The sequence below is a fragment of the Bacillus sp. BR3(2024) genome, assembly GCF_039134555.1.
GTDB classification, from domain to species: domain Bacteria; phylum Bacillota; class Bacilli; order Bacillales; family Bacillaceae_G; genus Bacillus_A; species Bacillus_A cereus.
Window position 1 is genome coordinate 3258764 of sequence record NZ_CP152433.1, and the last position, 15491, is coordinate 3274254.

Genomic DNA, 15491 nt, shown 5'->3' on the forward strand with positions numbered 1-15491 from the left:
CCATTTTATCAGAACATACTGTGTAGCAGCACATGAATATTATATTCATGTTAAAAAGGCCAACAATCCAAGATTGTTAGCCTCTAATTTCCATATTCGCACCTTTTATCACTTTACTTCCTAACAACAGGAATCCACATTTCACCAAATACTAAGCCATTTCTCTGCCCCATTTCAACCGTTGTATTCGGTCCACCAACATAGGCAAAATCCTTTGCTTCTGGTAAAGCTTGACCGAAGCCGATGCCAGTAAGCTTATTACTTAGCTCTTCAGCCGTTTTGTCTTCTCCTTTCACTACTAAGTATTCTCCCCTCGGAAACTGAATCACTCTAGATTCTTCTTCTATTTGTGCTTCTGTCATGACACCCGCATAATACATCATTTTGTTGTTCACCGCTTCGCTCACGGAAAAAATGTATTCATTTGTAGCTAAAGCTTTTAAAGTGTCCAGCCTTCCATCTTCTTTAACAGCCGACCAAAAGTCTTCCTTTTCTTTATTTATTCCAGCAAAGTCTGTGTATTCACTCTTAATTTCAGTTCCAATACCTAACACAATAAAGCTATCTTTTTCTTCTATAGTATAATTTTTCATGTTCAAAACCTGCCTCTTTTTTTATTAATCAAACGATTTATCTTTTCATCTGATACGTTTATAATACCTTTAAACCATGTCAAAAAATGATACTGTTTAGGAGACTAAAATGAAAAAAGTTGAACGGATTAATACAATGATGCGGTATATCAACAACCGCTCTCACTTTACAATTTCTGAAATTATACAAGAATTTAACATATCACGGTCGACAGCTATTAGAGACATTAGAGAAATTGAAGCTATGGGAATGCCACTTGTCACTGAAGTTGGGAGGGCTGGGGGATATTTTGTTATGCACAACTCTATCCTGCCCGTTGTTCGCTTTACTGATAATGAAGTGAAAGCTCTTTTTATTGCCTTTATGGCTACGAGGAATCAACAACTTCCCTACCTAAAGAGTCGTCAATCTTTAGCCGAAAAACTACTAGGACTCATCTCAGAAACCCAGCAAGATGATCTCGTTCTTTTAAATCAACTCTTGCTTTTCCAAGGGACTAACCCTCATAATCCCGATCTACTTGAGCTTTCTGATCTCCCCCATCCTATGTTAGAAAAACTCATTCAAATCCTTCTTTTGGATAATCATTTATTGATTACTATGAAAGAAGATGAAGAAATCAAGACTTATCCAATTTATCTATTGCACCTTTATCAAGAAAAAAGCCATTGGATCATTGAAGGGTTTGACTTAAAAAAAGAAAAGAAGATGATGTTTCCTGTCGATGATCTCATTAATATCGAACCATACACGACGAACAAAAGGCTAAATAAGAAAAAGATTTTAGAAAAACTAAGTAAGAAGGACGAAATAATCAACTTGGTACTTGAACTTGGACCAAAAGCAATTGCCCAGTTCAAAAAATACCATCCTTTAAAAATTTCAATATCTTATACTAATCCTTACCAATCTACAGCCATTTTAAAAACTTTTATCAATGTTAACAATCCCGATGAAGTGACGGAAATAATAAATTGGCTGCTTTTTCTAGGGAAGGATATTAAAATCAAAGAAATACCCGATGAAGTATTAGCAGATTTACAAAAACGAGTGTGCTTATACATTCCATAAGCAGTGAGCCTCAAATATTAAGCTTTATCACTGGATAATTATCCTATTTTTAAATACCATTTCATTTACTACAATGAGAGCATGATAAATAATAAAAGCACGGAAAATCTCCCGTGCTTTTCTAGATATATATTATTCCTGAAGGTTTCGTTTATCACGTTTCTTACCCTAACTGACGTTTAAATGCTTTACTGGCGAAAAAGTAAGAGATGACCATTATACCTACGCACCAAGCGAGCGCAATCCAAATATCGTTTCCAACAGTTCCTTCATATAAAAGAGCACGAATCGCATTCACGATTGAAGTTACAGGCTGATTCTCTGCAAACGCACGAACAATTTTTGGCATCGTTTCGGTAGGCACAAAGGCCGAACTAATAAATGGAAGAAAAACTAGCGGGTACGAGTAAGCAGTCGCCCCTTCCATAGACCTCGCTTTCAATCCTGGAATGATAGCTAGCCATGTTAGCGCCAGCGTAAACATCCCAAGTATCCCAGCTACCGCGAGCCAATCTAGAATATTAGCACTGGAACGGAAACCCATTAAGAGTGCAACAAGAATAACCACCACGATAGTAAGTACATTAGCAACTAGAGAGGTTAAAACGTGAGCCCACAATATGGATGAGCGCTTAATAGGCATCGTAATGAAACGTGCCATCAGCCCACTCTTTACATCCGTAAAGAGTCGCACGGAAGTGTAAGCTACACCGGATGCGATAGCCATTAGCAAAATTCCCGGCAATAAATAATTAACGTAGTTTTCCGTTCCAGTTTTTATTGCGCCGCCAAACACGTAGACAAATAATAGCATCATCATAATCGGTGTAATCGCTACTGTAATAATTGTATCCGGACTGCGCATAATGTTACGCATTAAACGACCTAGTAATACACCTGTTTTACTTTTCATTTACATCTCCTCCTTTTTGCCAATGATCGAAAGGAATATTTCTTCCAATGTCGGTTGCTTCTCGATATACTCCACTTTTGCCGGCGGGAACATCTCTTTTAGTTCAGCAAGAGTACCTGTCGTAATAATTTTTCCGCCATGCAAAATAGCGATACGGTCTGCCAGTTGTTCTGCTTCCTCCAAGTACTGAGTCGTAAGCAAAATAGTTGTACCGCTACCAGCAAGTTCCTTGACTGTATCCCACACTTCGATTCGCGCTTCAGGATCAAGTCCAGTCGTTGGTTCGTCAAGAAAAATAACTGCTGGCGCCCCAATCAAACTCATCGCGATATCAAGCCGGCGCTTCATCCCGCCTGAATACTGATCTGCCCTTTGGTTTGCCGCATCAGTCAGGCTAAATCTTGCAAGTAGATTGTCAGCAACTTGAGCGGGATTGGAAACACCACGTAATTTGGCGATCATTATCAAGTTTTCCCTCCCAGTCAGCATACCGTCTAAAGCTGCAAACTGCCCTGTCAAACTGATACTTTGACGAACATGATCTGGTTGACTCTGTACATCAAATCCACAAATACTTACTTCACCGTTATCTTGCTTCATTAGTGTCGAAAGGATGTTGACCGTTGTCGTCTTTCCCGCTCCATTTGAGCCTAGCAGCGCGAAAATTTCTCCACGCTGCACCTCAAAATCTACCCCTTTTAAAACTTCCTTATCTTTAAAGGATTTTTTCAAGCCTTTTACAGAAATCACTGCATGACTCATACTTTTTTCCTCCCTATAAAAATGTTTTGCGAAGACTATTTATTTACCTCTATCTATTTAGTATCACTGATATTCTGTATTACTTAGTACCGAGTTAAAAATATAACTGAATAGCTATGATGGCAATTCATATGTGTAACCAGCTAATCAGTCGGTACTACTTATTCCATTTATTTTTTTCTCAATTTCTTCATAATACTTTCATTCAAATCTTCACGATACTTGGAGACGTAAGTTTTAGCATTTGCCACTAGTTCGTCAGCAAAGGAAGCCACGTCATCCCCAGTAATGTCAAGCACTTGTCTTCCTTCCGTTGCACCCGCTTCGAACAAATCGATTAATTCATACTGTATGTGTAACATATCCATCCCGTTACCCGCTGAAAAATTCCACATGTAGTTTTGAATTTTCTTAAATACAAATTGGTAGTCCTCTGGCAGAGCCTCAACTCGTGCCATCATCATTTTGTACTCTTTTTTATCACCAATTAACTTTTTGAACATTTCTAACATCTTATTTTCCTCCTTTTTTATAAAACCGAACAAGAAATTCCCAAAGTATCGGCCGGAACATTTTATCTTATGAACCTATTTTGACTTCAAGACGTTAATTTTTGACGATACAAAATCCCATTTTTCCCAAAACAATTCAAGCTCCTGGCGGCCTTCTTCATTTAATGAATAAAACTTACGAGGCGGTCCCATATCTGATGGTTTCTTTTCAATATTCACAAGCTTTTTCTTCTCTAATCGTACGAGGATGGTATACACCGTACCTTCCACAACTTCGGTAAACCCAAGATCATTCAGGTGGCGGGTAATCTCATAGCCATACGTTTCACGGCGACTAATGATTTCCAGTACACACCCTTCCAGTGAACCTTTCAGCATTTCAGTTAAATTTTCCATGTCCTGATCCTCCTTTACCCCCTATTCTGTCTGACTTATATTCAGTATCACAGAGTACTAAGGCGAATTTTTTACTGAACAGTTTTTGTGAATCTGAACTATTCAGTATCACTTATTACATCTACATTGTATGACTAAGTAGTTATGGATGTCAACTTTATTTTCAAAAAAATTAAAAATCCGCTTTACCCTAATCGGATACAGCCTACTTTTTTATTGTAAGGACCATCACACTAGCAAAACAGAACTGATTCAAAGTGTAATTTAAATCAGCTCTGTTTTATTGTTTTTATACCGATATATCTTGTTTTTTCACGATACAAATTGTTTCTCACTACCATTCCCATTGCATATAAAGCATAAAAGCAAGTGCGGTCAGAGAAAATTTCCAGAGATTATCCGTACATGATACGAGCCCCTAAAATACAATTCTGTTAGAAATCTGTTCTCTATATTCTCTTTTATTTTATTTCTGATAGTTGATTAGCAACACTATCTAAAAATTTTTCTACCTTTTCTTTTGATGTATCCGGCGCATGATAACCGATCGTAAATGTAAGCCTTCCATTATAAGAGCTTGCTCCCATTGAAAAGAATGGTGCATACATAATAGGTGATGCCATATACCCGTCCTCAGCTTGAATTTGACCAAACTGAATAGGTTCCTCAGCAATCACTCCCAAATTTGTCAGTAATGGCAACGCCATCCCCATCTGTACAGCCTGTTCATATTGCTGATTATACATTTCCTTCACTGTAGATAGCTTCATTTCTGCCAGTAACTCCATTCCTGCTGCTGAAGAAAGACCTGGATTTTGAGACTTTATTTTATCCATTGATTGTTTAACTCGAACAAGAGTCTGCTTAAATGTTTCATCGTCTTCCATTTTAATCACTGGCATTTCCATACCGGATAAGTTGCAAATAGCACCAGTTGTATTATTAGGCAGATATCGACGTAAATCAATTGTCAAACCAATCATTTTTTCTGCAGTGCGAGGTTCTGCATACACAGTGAAATGTGATAAAACTCGGAAGTAAGCAGTCATGATTACATCATTCAAGGTAACCTGTTGTGCTTTTGTCCATTGGGTTAAACGTAGAGTTTGCTTATGGCTCAATCGCCGTACGGACATTTGGGGAAATTTATTTTTGTTAGGTTGAGATGGAAAAGACCATAACGATGCCTGTTGTTCTTGGTTAGGACGATACGCACTTTTTATGTCCGATATTCCAGCGTATTTGAATACATGTGATTGATCTCGACAACTCTCATTTCCCTCATCAAATTCCTTTATAATTTGCTTCTTAGACCGTCCCAATGAAAGGTGAGTATATATTGTTCCAAGCAATTTTATATATTCCTTGACTCCTGCACCATCTGAACATAGATGAGACAATTTCACAACTAACATATCTATTGTAGTGCCCCGTAATAATTTCGTTTGAACCATAGGCCCCTGAATACGATCACCAGGTTCCTTAATAAAATCTATTGCCATTATTTCAAGTTCTTGATTATTTCCTTCTGCAAAAAAGCAAATAGATGAGTTAGTGTCAGATGAATGTTCCTCCCAGTAAGGAATATCATTTTCTACAAACCGGCTGTTCAAAACTGGTTGCAATTGCAACGTTATCCTTACTGATTCTTCAAGTATTTCCTTGGATATACCTACAGGAAAATAAAGAACTGCATTAATTTGTTGATCTGCAGAATAAAGACCTAATACATAATTCATTCGATCTTGTGGTGTTACTGAATACTTTCTTTTCTCCATAATTCCGTCCCCCTTTAGGACTTTTTGTATAACCCTATTTTCCATATGCTTGTAATTTTTCTAGTCATTTTTCTTCAAGAGCTAATAACGCTTATTTTTCGAATTTTTAACGAAATCATCTTCTCCGTATTGGTTTCATTCTTTTTACAGGTGATATATTCATTATTTTATTGTTATCAACACTGCCTAACCTTACAATAAAACCAAACGAAAATAAATTAAGTTTACATATACATAAACATTTTATTATAACGTCTATAAATTATCAATACAGCAAATAAATCATTTTTATGTCTGTCAATAAAAAACAATATATTCAAGGTCCACTTCATAATAAAAGATTGATGTGCATGTAAATGTACCCATATCACTTTCAAAATAAGAATGAGAATTTTTTCAACAAAAATAAGATGCAGTTATTGATTTTACAGTAAAAAAAGCCCCTCCATTTTGAAAATGCGCAATCAAAATGAGTAGGGCTATTTCCAATTTAAATTTTATAAAAGAATGATTATCATAAATAATATTTTACTTTTTAGTCTACCTTATTATTTTCAATCCATTTTCCTAATAAATGAATGGATTTTATTCCTATAATTTGAGGTGGTATCGTTGGTTTTTAAAAATAGAAAGCTTATTTTCAAATCAAATGAAAAAGAGGTAAAATTATAGATATTCATGTAGAAATTTCGTTTTGGGGATACTTAAAATCTTAAGGTGATGGGCATGTGGTGTTATACTTTAAAAGCTCTATAAATTTTATAGATATAGCGATTTTCTTTATTAATAATCATTTGTATGTGTGTTTACTCACACACATACAAATGATTTATAAAGCCACAATTAAGTGAAAACATCTTTTCCGTTACGATAACATCATAGCCATGTCTTCTGCTGCATTTGTAATTAGTTTTAAACCAAATGTTTCTTGTAATACATCAAGCACGCCAGGTGAAATAAATTCAGGAGCCTTTGGACCGATGCGAATATCTTGAATTCCAAGACTAAATAGCCCGAGTAAAATGGCAACCGCTTTTTGTTCAAACCATGATAGCACAATACTTACTGGCAATTCATTCACTTCACATTGGAAAGCATCAGCTAATGCAGCTGCTATTTTCACTGTAGAAATGGAATTATTACATTGTCCTAAGTCGATGTAGCGCGGAATCTCGGTACCAGGTACAACACCGTAATCCACATCATTAAAGCGGAATTTCCCGCAAGAAGTTGTTAAAATAACTGTTTCTGGCGGAAGTGACGTTGCTAATTCACGATAATATTCTCCACCTTTTCCCGGTGCATCACAACCGGCAATAACAAAGAAACGCTTTATCTTCCCCTCTTTTACTGCATTAATAATTTCCGGAGCTAATGATAATACTGTATTATGATGAAACCCTGTTACTAACTGTTCATCCGACTCCATATGTACTTCTGAAAGTTCTAGTGCTTTTTGAATCAATGGTGTAAAATCATCATTTTCAATTTTTTGTACACCCTCTAAACCTGCAATGTCATATGAAAAGAATCGATCAGAGTATGATCCTTTAATTGGCATAACACAGTTCGTTGTAGCTAATATGGCACCAGTAAATTTTTCAAAAAGGCGTCTTTGATCATACCATGCCTTACCGATGTTTCCTTTTAAATGTTTATATTTTTTCAGTTGCGGGTATCCGTGTGCTGGTAGCATTTCAGAATGCGTATAAATATTAATGTCTTTTCCTTCTGTTTGCTTTAATAGTTCTTCTAATGCAAATAAATTATGGCCCGTAACTACAATTGCTTTACCTTCTACACGATTTTGTGTAATTTGTACAGGTTCTGGCACACCAAAATGATTCGTATGTGCCTCATCTAATAATTCCATCACCTGTAAAGCTGATTTCCCCACTTTCATAGCCATATCAATATGCTCTTGTTCGTTAAAATTAGAATTTGTTAATGTCATATATAAAGCTTCTTGTGTTGTAGCATCTACAAATCCATCCGTATACCCTAGCTGAGCAGCATGTGTGCGATAAGCTGCAATTCCTTTTAGCCCAAACACAATCGTATCTTGTAGACTCGCAATCGTTTCATTCTTGCCACAAACACCCATTACTTTACATCCGCCTGTTGGCGTTTGTTCACATTGATAACAAAACATATCATCCCACCCTCTCCCAATCATTCATTACACCTTAAGCATAATACCCATTGAAAAAAAGTGATGTGATATCAATCACAATAATATATAAAGATTTGTGACAGTTCATATTGTTGACATAATACTTTTATTGACATCCAAAAAATATACATTAGTGTGCACACATCTTTCGATACTTTTAAATAGCTAAATAATTAATTTGGAGAAATATATACAACAAAAAAATTTTTTTGAATCCCTTATACAAATAATTGCAATTCATCTCATATGAAAATAGCGTATTTTTTATTTTAAGGAACTATCATTTTTTTATTAAAGCCTTCATTGTAAACCTCTTTATTTACAATACATTTACACTATCTTAACATTACTTACATTATTTATATGATATATTTATATAGAAGCTACTTAAGAAATTTCATATACATTTTATCTTTATGATCTCTAATCTAATCAATAAAAAGATCATGTTATATTTTTATAACAGGGGTGAATTACGATGACTGAAACTTTAAAAACACTTATAATGCTTGATGCTACTTACGTTGTTATTGCAATTATGACAGTACTAGTATTTGTATACTTGGAATTAAAATCTCAGTAATATATGCTGACGTAATCGACAGATTCAGCATTTAAATATAGTTAGAAGAAAGAAAGAAAGGAGAAAATTATTTCTCCTTTCTTTTGTATTTCTACAATTTCTTATTTTAATAAATCCAATGTATGTAAAAGTAATCCCTTGTCTCCTACTTCTCCATGACCAGGTACTACCGAATTTATATTTCCATATCGCTTCAGCACATTCTCAATCGATGTAGACCATTCATTTACATACGCATCCGCAACATTTCCTAAATCTTTAGCTTCCGCAGATTTTACTAAACAGCCTCCAGCTAAAGTTTGATATTGTGGCAACCAAACAACAATATTATCTTCTGTATGTCCTTTCCCTGGATAGAACGTTTCTACTTTTGTATTGCCAAACTTCAAACTCGTAATTATTTGTAAATCTCCAAGCGGCTCTTCATATCCACTGTTCTTTGCTAGTTCTGCGGTTAATGCTGTACTATGCGCTTTAATTCCTCTTTCTTTCAACGTTTTTATTCCGCCAATTCGATCAGCGTGCGCATGTGTAATAATGACATCCGTTATGCGCTTCTGAAATTTCTTTTCTACCATTTCCATTAGTTCCTTCGTTAATTTGTTATCCCAAGAAGAATCAACAAGCACTAGTCCTTTAGTAGTATTAAGAACTAGACCGTTCGAAGGAACTGCTTCTCCATTAAAATAACCTAACTCCGTATGAACCCATACATTCTTGTTTAACTGAGATATTGAAATGGTTCCCGTCTCATTTTTTATTACTGTTTTCTCTACCTTTTGTGATGCTTGTACAGAAGAAATTGTGCTAACAAATTGAATTGTTCCTAGTAAACCTACACATAATCCTACTTTTAACAACGTATTCTTTTTCATGTTATCAACCCTTTCTTTCAAGCTAAATAGTTATTACCTATATTAGACAATTTATCTCAAATGTTTGTTCCATATAATTGGACACTTTATAATCGCGGCTTATGTAAATACACGCATGGTGCAGTAAAAAAGATCACCCAAATGGATGATCTTTTTTATAATTTATCAACATATTGCTTCGCTTCTAGTAAGGAAAAACTAAAAGCTTCTCTTACTCTCTTAACTGCTGTAATTTTTTTGCCTTCTTCTACAAGCTGGCGTAGTTCTTTATTAATTTCAGGTTCTCTTTCTATAATTCCCATTTCTTTCGTAATTAATTGTAATCTATCTTCAATTCTCTTTAAACGCGCATCATTTTTCTTTTCAATTGTAGTTAATTTTTCAGCGATATAAATGAAACCAACAGCTACTATCAGTATAACCATCCAGAATTCCATGAATGTTCCCCCCTTACTAACTTTCATTTACTTTATTCCACTAACTTATGTAAATTTTACCACAATACACATTTAATGTATAATATCACTATATCAAACTGTTAATAAAACCTATTATTTTAGGGGGACACTTTATGAAAAGATTTTTAAATACGTTACTTCAATTTGTAGTTCTTTCAATCGTGCTACATTTGTTATTTGATATAGTTGGTTGGCTTGTTTTCAATGCACCAATTAAAAACAAACAAATCATCATTTCTTTAATAACAATCTCATGGGTTATGTACATGTACCGAGACAAATTTTTTCAAAAGTTCACTTCAAACTAACTAAAAAAGAAAACACTTCATTGGTGAATGACGAAGTGTTTTCTTTTTTTTACTACTGTATAATAAAAATACTATTCTGTCTTTAAAGAAAGGAGTCACCATGAACTTAAAAAGTAGCAATATATACGAGAAAATGAACCAATATTCCGTTGCAGGTTTAAGCCTCGCTGTTATATGTAATGGCAAACTAGATGAAGCGACTGCCTTTGGAACACTTGAAGCTGGAACAACTAGAGCTGTTACTACAAATTCTCTCTTTAATTCTTGTTCTATCAGCAAATTCATCACTACAATGCTCGTACTAATGTTATCAGATCAAGAAATCTTGCATTTAGACGAAGACGTAAATGATAAACTCACATCTTGGAACATTCCTACTAATCTATTTACTTCACAAAAAAGCATCACTTTGAGAAACTTATTAAGCCATCAATCTGGACTCATTGATCCACCTAATAGTTTTGAACATTATACACCTGCAAAAGGCTTACCTAATATGTCTGAGCTCCTTTCCGGTAAAACACTATATTGCCCCGTACCTATAGAGGTAACTTATAAACCAGAAAGTGAATTTCACTACTCAGACGCAAACTTTTGTATAATCGAACTACTACTAGAAGATATTACAGGAAGATCATTTAGTCAGTTATTAGAAGAACACATCTTCCAGCCATTACAAATGAAAAATAGTACACTTTTTTCTCCAAAAGACATAGATAAAACCGATGTTTTTGCTTGCGGACATAATAAAGATAGAACTGTAACAAATGAGAAGTATCCATTTTATCCATTCGCAGCTGCTTCAGGTATTTGGACAACACCAACTGACTTATCAGCTTTAGTTATTGAAATCATTCATTCCTTACAAGGAAAGGGCAAACTAAAACTTTCTCAAAAATTAGTAATAGACATGATTTCTCCTCAAGGTTGCTCAAAATGGACTGGATTAGGTTTTTTTCTAGATGATTCTAATGAAGAATTACAGATTTATTCACTCGGATGGGGCGTTGGATTTCAATGTATGATGGTTTGTTATCCATACTGCGGGAATGGTGCTGTTATTATGACTAATTCCGATTTAGGTGTTCATCAAATGGAAGGGATCATTGGTGAGGTTGTAAAAACGTTATCCTTATAATGAAAATAAAGAAGCTGTTCCTTCCAGCTTCTTTATCTATATAACATTTTTCGCAACAATTTTTATATGTTCTGGTGCGATAATCTCCGTTATACTTTCTTGGAAATCTTCCCGCAACATTTCTTCCAAATGTTCTAACTGCACTTCAACATGAGTGCATTCTAAATTATGTATATTTAACAGTGCATAATGATCTTTTTTCTTAATTACTAAATATTGATTTTCCTCTGTCACAAGTACAGAACCTAATCGGACTCCTAGTAAGCGTTGATCATCAAACTTCATAATTACTTCTCCTTCCCTCATATAAACAAAATTACAATGAAAATAATTACATTTATGGAAAAACACACTTATTTAGACTATATCATAATTTACTAAAATAGAAATATCTTTTTCTGTTTTAATAAAAATCCCTATTTTTTCATATATTTCGATACAAAAAACTTTCTCAACATTAAATTTGAATTTTCAGTTTTTAATCCTATGAAAATCTATTATAATAAAGTTAATAAATGTTTGACCTCTCCTAATTCATGTACATATGGATGATCAGTAGTTATTGCTACTGATCTATTTTTTTGATTTCAGAAAGTACATACTCTGCATCCTTTCCTACACCACAAATAAGTGCGGAACCCCTTTGAGATTGCCATGGTAAACCGATATAATACAATCCTTTTACTGGACTGATTCCCTTTATATGATTAGGAAATCCTTTCTCATTCACTGCCTGTTCAATTTCAATCCAATTATAATTTTGAACAAAACCAGTTGACCATATAATGCTTTCTGCACTATAAGTATCACCATTCTGAAACATAATGTTATTTCTTGATGCACTTACTACTTTTTCTTGCAGTTTGATTGCTCCATTACGAATAAGTTTCTTACCTTCAAAACCGAAAATAGGGTCCTTTCTCTTCTGAAACCATCTTCCCCTCTTTGTATTTATTTCAGCGTACAATAAACCCACTTTTTCTAGCAGATTAAAAATACTTTTTCCAAAAAGTTGTAACGGTAAAAACGTTAAAGGATGACTAATAGACACCGTAACTTCATGAGTCTTTGCCAGTTCTACTGCAATTTGCATTCCTGAATTCCCACCACCTACTACTAGTACTTTTCCCTTAGGAATTTGTGATGGTGATTTATATTGTGATGAATGTATTTGAAAAATATGTGATGATAGATTTGCTGAAACTGAGGGAATAAACGGTTGCTGAAAAGCACCTGATGCGATAATAACTTTTTTCGTTTGTAAAATTTCTGTAGGAGTATGTAATTCAAATATTTCTTTTTCTTTCTTTATTTTTAGAACTTCCGTTTGTAATTGTACCGGTAATTGAAAATGTCTTGCATATTCTTCTAAATAAGTTGCAATTTCATCTTTATATGGAAATTCATTTTTTTCACCTATTAACGCCATACCCGGCAAGCTACTGTAAGACCTTGGGGTAAAAAGCTGCAAAGAATCATATCGATTTCTCCATGAATCACCAACTCGTTTTCCTGCCTCAAGTAATAAAAAATTATGCCCTTCTTGCTTCAAGTAATATCCCATTGTTAATCCAGCTTGACCCGCCCCAATAATAATTAGATCTTTCATTCTAATCCCTCCTCTTCTTAAACGCATGAATACTTGTTCATATATTCATACGTTTCCATAATCATAACATTTTCTTTTTATATGATTCAATATCTACTCAAAATAAAAAAGAGCAGTTCACTGCTCTATGAACTACTCTTCATTCCATTTCTACAATTTTTCCTCGTATAGTGTAATTCTATTTGAAAACGGATCAATTACGGTTAATTCAATTGTACCCCAAGGTGTTTTTTCTATATTCGGCTTCGAATAAGCATATTCTTTACTTAATACTACAGAATGATAATCCTTTACATCATCTATTTTGATCCGAATCGCACCACCTGGTGAGGCATCACCATGATGTTCTGATAAATGTATCACAGCATCCTGTAACGAAATTTGCAAATATAATGGCATATTTTCCTCATACCGATGTTCCCAATCCAGTTTAAATCCTAAAAAACCTAAGTAAAATAGTTTTGCTTTTTCAATATCAAAAATTCTAAATATAGGTGTTATCATTTATACTCTCCTCCTATTTATAAACATCTGCTGCCAATTCTCTCAAAACTTCCACGTTTACTACTTCAAAACAACCATCATTCTTCTTTATTATCTCTTTATCACAAAAAACATTTAATGTGCGCAACAAATGCCGATAGCTCGTTCCTAACAATTCCGCTGTTTCCGTTAAATTCCCACTAAATACAATTCTATTTCCGTGCTGTACTGCCCGTTCTCCTGCTGCTAACATGTAACTCGCAAGTCTATTTTCAAGAGGATATAGTAAATTAATTGTACTATTTTTTGAAAGTCGATTTAACTTATGCGCTAACGATCCGCAAATACATCGTAAAAATTTCGCATCATTAAATAGTTGATTTCTCACTTTCCCTAAAGGCAAACCAACACAATATGAATCTGCCATCACTTGTACGTTTGAAGTTGTCTTTTGAGAATGAATTAACTCCACATCTCCTAACAGCTGCAAGCTATCATAAAAGCATAATAATACAGATTTCCCGTTACTTAATGTATTAAACGCTTTCGCTTTTCCTTCAACGAAGAAAAATAAATAATCTATCTCTTCATTTTCTCTACAAATAAACTCATTCTTTTTAAAAAATATAAGTTTCATATATGGCTTCATATCATGACTAAAAAATGAATCAATATTATTTTTCTTCATATACTCTGCTAATTTAATAGAATTACATACTTTCTTCATAGTTCCCCACCTTTACAACTCATCCCCATTGTAATCAAAATTTTCTTCTTCCACTATGACATATGTCATAACAATACACAATTTCAGCATGATACAGTCATTACAAATATGAAATACAAAGGGGATATTACATTGTATAACTTTCTTTCTGTCTTTATTGGTGTGCTCATCGCCGTTATGCTTCCATTGAATGGAATTTTATCTGAGTTAATTGGCAAGTACACAGCAAGCGTGGTCATTCACCTTGTCGGTTTAATTGCAGTTATCTTCATTTTAATCATAAACAAAAATAAAATTCGTTTCGATAAAAGTATTCCACTTTTTTTATATAGCGCTGGAGCGATTGGAGTATTCACTGTTCTTTTTAACAATATAAGTTTCTCCGTCCTTGGTGCTTCTATTACGATCGCATTAAGTTTACTCGGTCAATCTATTGCTTCCATCGTTATTGATCATTTCGGCTTATTAGGAATGAAAGTTGCAAAGTTTGAAAAGAAAAAACTAATTGGATTATGTTTCATCTCTTCTGGAATTATAATCATGACAATTTATTAATGGGGGCAAGAAAATGTTATATATTACGATCGCTATTTTAGCTGGTGTTTCTATCGTTGTTGCTAGAATTATTAACGCGAATTTAGCAAAGGAAATTGGAAACTGGGAAGGCACGTTTTTCAATTATATTACTGGATTATTTTTCTCTATGTTATTTTTAATTTTCAGTTCAGATTCATTGTATATCCCTATTCATAAGTTGCAATCTATTCCTATCGCCGTATACTTAGGCGGATTAGTAGGAGTTATCGTTATTTCATTATCCAACTATATTACTCCTAAAATATCAGCCTTTTATTTAACATTACTCATCTTTATCGGACAATTATTTGCGGGGACTATTATTGATTTCTTCCTGACAAATGAACTCTCAATTGGTAAAGTTATCGGTGGCATTTTCGTATTAATTGGGCTCACTTACAATTTACTCATAGATCGCCCGATAAAAACTGTGAAGCATAACCAAGTTCAACTATAATACTTTACGCTTACCTATCATATATTAATAGAAAAGCTCTTCACACGAAGTAATAGAGAGGAGAAAATCCTATTAAAA

The 15491-nt window shown here is 34.1% G+C and carries 18 protein-coding genes; 5 read left to right on the forward strand and 13 right to left on the reverse strand.

Features of this window, described 5'->3' with window-relative positions:
- Positions 1-113: 113 nt before the first annotated feature.
- Positions 114-593 carry a GyrI-like domain-containing protein gene (locus V7S45_RS16750; RefSeq protein WP_000801041.1) on the reverse strand — a complete coding sequence of 160 codons (480 nt, stop codon included), beginning with the start codon at positions 591-593 and terminating at the stop codon, positions 114-116.
- A gap of 109 nt (positions 594-702) precedes the next feature.
- On the opposite strand from V7S45_RS16750, the gene V7S45_RS16755 reads away from it, so the two are divergent.
- On the forward strand, positions 703-1665 hold the full coding sequence (locus tag V7S45_RS16755) for an HTH domain-containing protein (protein WP_000755073.1): 963 nt from the start codon (positions 703-705) through the stop codon (positions 1663-1665).
- Between the two features lie 163 nt (positions 1666-1828).
- Here V7S45_RS16755 and V7S45_RS16760 read toward each other — a convergent pair whose 3' ends face one another.
- The 8 genes from V7S45_RS16760 to V7S45_RS16795 form a co-directional block, all read right to left on the reverse strand.
- Complete coding sequence (locus V7S45_RS16760) at positions 1829-2578, reverse strand: ABC transporter permease (RefSeq protein ID WP_000837816.1); 750 nt, start codon at positions 2576-2578, stop codon at positions 1829-1831.
- Entirely contained in the window at positions 2579-3340 is a 762-nt protein-coding gene (locus tag V7S45_RS16765; protein ID WP_025688019.1) for an ABC transporter ATP-binding protein, read from the reverse strand.
- A 170-nt stretch (positions 3341-3510) separates the two neighbouring features.
- Positions 3511-3852 carry a DUF1048 domain-containing protein gene (locus V7S45_RS16770; RefSeq protein WP_000891988.1) on the reverse strand — a complete coding sequence of 114 codons (342 nt, stop codon included), beginning with the start codon at positions 3850-3852 and terminating at the stop codon, positions 3511-3513.
- A gap of 75 nt (positions 3853-3927) precedes the next feature.
- Complete coding sequence (locus V7S45_RS16775; RefSeq protein WP_000429487.1) at positions 3928-4248, reverse strand: PadR family transcriptional regulator; 321 nt, start codon at positions 4246-4248, stop codon at positions 3928-3930.
- A 461-nt stretch (positions 4249-4709) separates the two neighbouring features.
- Positions 4710-6026, reverse strand: a complete 1317-nt coding sequence (locus tag V7S45_RS16780; RefSeq protein WP_000415478.1) for a condensation domain-containing protein — start codon at positions 6024-6026, stop codon at positions 4710-4712.
- Positions 6027-6891: 865 nt separating this feature from the next.
- The gene (gene hcp, locus V7S45_RS16785) at positions 6892-8178 is read right to left on the reverse strand and encodes a hydroxylamine reductase (RefSeq protein WP_002164474.1); all 1287 of its coding nucleotides are present in this window, start codon (positions 8176-8178) and stop codon (positions 6892-6894) included.
- Between the two features lie 705 nt (positions 8179-8883).
- Positions 8884-9657 (reverse strand): BcII family subclass B1 metallo-beta-lactamase, encoded by a 774-nt coding sequence (gene bla2, locus V7S45_RS16790; RefSeq protein WP_000742479.1) that lies wholly within the window; start codon positions 9655-9657, stop codon positions 8884-8886.
- A 155-nt stretch (positions 9658-9812) separates the two neighbouring features.
- Entirely contained in the window at positions 9813-10094 is a 282-nt protein-coding gene (locus V7S45_RS16795; protein ID WP_000397725.1) for a hypothetical protein, read from the reverse strand.
- A 134-nt stretch (positions 10095-10228) separates the two neighbouring features.
- Here V7S45_RS16795 and V7S45_RS16800 point away from each other — a divergent pair, with 134 nt between their 5' ends.
- Together V7S45_RS16800 and V7S45_RS16805 are read left to right on the forward strand one after the other, a co-directional pair.
- On the forward strand, positions 10229-10423 hold the full coding sequence (locus tag V7S45_RS16800; RefSeq protein ID WP_000819660.1) for a hypothetical protein: 195 nt from the start codon (positions 10229-10231) through the stop codon (positions 10421-10423).
- Positions 10424-10523: 100 nt separating this feature from the next.
- Entirely contained in the window at positions 10524-11561 is a 1038-nt protein-coding gene (locus V7S45_RS16805) for a serine hydrolase domain-containing protein (protein ID WP_001050186.1), read from the forward strand.
- A 36-nt stretch (positions 11562-11597) separates the two neighbouring features.
- Here the strand turns inward: V7S45_RS16805 and V7S45_RS16810 are convergent, their stop codons facing one another.
- From V7S45_RS16810 to yeiL, 4 genes are all read right to left on the reverse strand, one after another.
- On the reverse strand, positions 11598-11846 hold the full coding sequence (locus tag V7S45_RS16810) for a hypothetical protein (RefSeq protein WP_000666948.1): 249 nt from the start codon (positions 11844-11846) through the stop codon (positions 11598-11600).
- Positions 11847-12126: 280 nt separating this feature from the next.
- The gene (locus tag V7S45_RS16815) at positions 12127-13170 is read right to left on the reverse strand and encodes an NAD(P)/FAD-dependent oxidoreductase (RefSeq protein WP_000653862.1); all 1044 of its coding nucleotides are present in this window, start codon (positions 13168-13170) and stop codon (positions 12127-12129) included.
- A 150-nt stretch (positions 13171-13320) separates the two neighbouring features.
- The gene (locus tag V7S45_RS16820) at positions 13321-13674 is read right to left on the reverse strand and encodes a glyoxalase superfamily protein (RefSeq protein ID WP_000632406.1); all 354 of its coding nucleotides are present in this window, start codon (positions 13672-13674) and stop codon (positions 13321-13323) included.
- A 13-nt stretch (positions 13675-13687) separates the two neighbouring features.
- Entirely contained in the window at positions 13688-14380 is a 693-nt protein-coding gene (gene yeiL, locus V7S45_RS16825) for a transcriptional regulator YeiL (protein WP_000754835.1), read from the reverse strand.
- Between the two features lie 108 nt (positions 14381-14488).
- Between yeiL and V7S45_RS16830 the strand changes: the two genes are divergently transcribed.
- Positions 14489-14935 (forward strand): DMT family transporter, encoded by a 447-nt coding sequence (locus tag V7S45_RS16830; protein ID WP_002039063.1) that lies wholly within the window; start codon positions 14489-14491, stop codon positions 14933-14935.
- 13 nt (positions 14936-14948) lie between these two features.
- Positions 14949-15413, forward strand: coding sequence for a DMT family transporter (locus V7S45_RS16835; RefSeq protein ID WP_000965811.1), 465 nt, complete (start codon positions 14949-14951; stop codon positions 15411-15413).
- Positions 15414-15491 lie beyond the last annotated feature (78 nt).

What these genes read in the sequence shown, in the direction of transcription:
- V7S45_RS16820 (WP_000632406.1), bottom strand. Translation starts at nt 13,674, where the DNA reads ATGATAACACCTATATTTAGAATTTTTGATATTGAAAAAGCAAAACTA.
- V7S45_RS16835 (WP_000965811.1), top strand. Translation starts at nt 14,949, where the DNA reads ATGTTATATATTACGATCGCTATTTTAGCTGGTGTTTCTATCGTTGTT.
- V7S45_RS16765 (WP_025688019.1), bottom strand. Translation starts at nt 3,340, where the DNA reads ATGAGTCATGCAGTGATTTCTGTAAAAGGCTTGAAAAAATCCTTTAAA.
- V7S45_RS16775 (WP_000429487.1), bottom strand. Translation starts at nt 4,248, where the DNA reads ATGGAAAATTTAACTGAAATGCTGAAAGGTTCACTGGAAGGGTGTGTA.
- V7S45_RS16760 (WP_000837816.1), bottom strand. Translation starts at nt 2,578, where the DNA reads ATGAAAAGTAAAACAGGTGTATTACTAGGTCGTTTAATGCGTAACATT.
- V7S45_RS16830 (WP_002039063.1), top strand. Translation starts at nt 14,489, where the DNA reads ATGAAATACAAAGGGGATATTACATTGTATAACTTTCTTTCTGTCTTT.
- V7S45_RS16780 (WP_000415478.1), bottom strand. Translation starts at nt 6,026, where the DNA reads ATGGAGAAAAGAAAGTATTCAGTAACACCACAAGATCGAATGAATTAT.
- V7S45_RS16755 (WP_000755073.1), top strand. Translation starts at nt 703, where the DNA reads ATGAAAAAAGTTGAACGGATTAATACAATGATGCGGTATATCAACAAC.
- V7S45_RS16750 (WP_000801041.1), bottom strand. Translation starts at nt 593, where the DNA reads ATGAAAAATTATACTATAGAAGAAAAAGATAGCTTTATTGTGTTAGGT.
- V7S45_RS16805 (WP_001050186.1), top strand. Translation starts at nt 10,524, where the DNA reads ATGAACTTAAAAAGTAGCAATATATACGAGAAAATGAACCAATATTCC.
- V7S45_RS16810 (WP_000666948.1), bottom strand. Translation starts at nt 11,846, where the DNA reads ATGAAGTTTGATGATCAACGCTTACTAGGAGTCCGATTAGGTTCTGTA.
- V7S45_RS16795 (WP_000397725.1), bottom strand. Translation starts at nt 10,094, where the DNA reads ATGGAATTCTGGATGGTTATACTGATAGTAGCTGTTGGTTTCATTTAT.
- V7S45_RS16800 (WP_000819660.1), top strand. Translation starts at nt 10,229, where the DNA reads ATGAAAAGATTTTTAAATACGTTACTTCAATTTGTAGTTCTTTCAATC.
- yeiL (WP_000754835.1), bottom strand. Translation starts at nt 14,380, where the DNA reads ATGAAGAAAGTATGTAATTCTATTAAATTAGCAGAGTATATGAAGAAA.
- V7S45_RS16815 (WP_000653862.1), bottom strand. Translation starts at nt 13,170, where the DNA reads ATGAAAGATCTAATTATTATTGGGGCGGGTCAAGCTGGATTAACAATG.
- bla2 (WP_000742479.1), bottom strand. Translation starts at nt 9,657, where the DNA reads ATGAAAAAGAATACGTTGTTAAAAGTAGGATTATGTGTAGGTTTACTA.
- V7S45_RS16770 (WP_000891988.1), bottom strand. Translation starts at nt 3,852, where the DNA reads ATGTTAGAAATGTTCAAAAAGTTAATTGGTGATAAAAAAGAGTACAAA.
- hcp (WP_002164474.1), bottom strand. Translation starts at nt 8,178, where the DNA reads ATGTTTTGTTATCAATGTGAACAAACGCCAACAGGCGGATGTAAAGTA.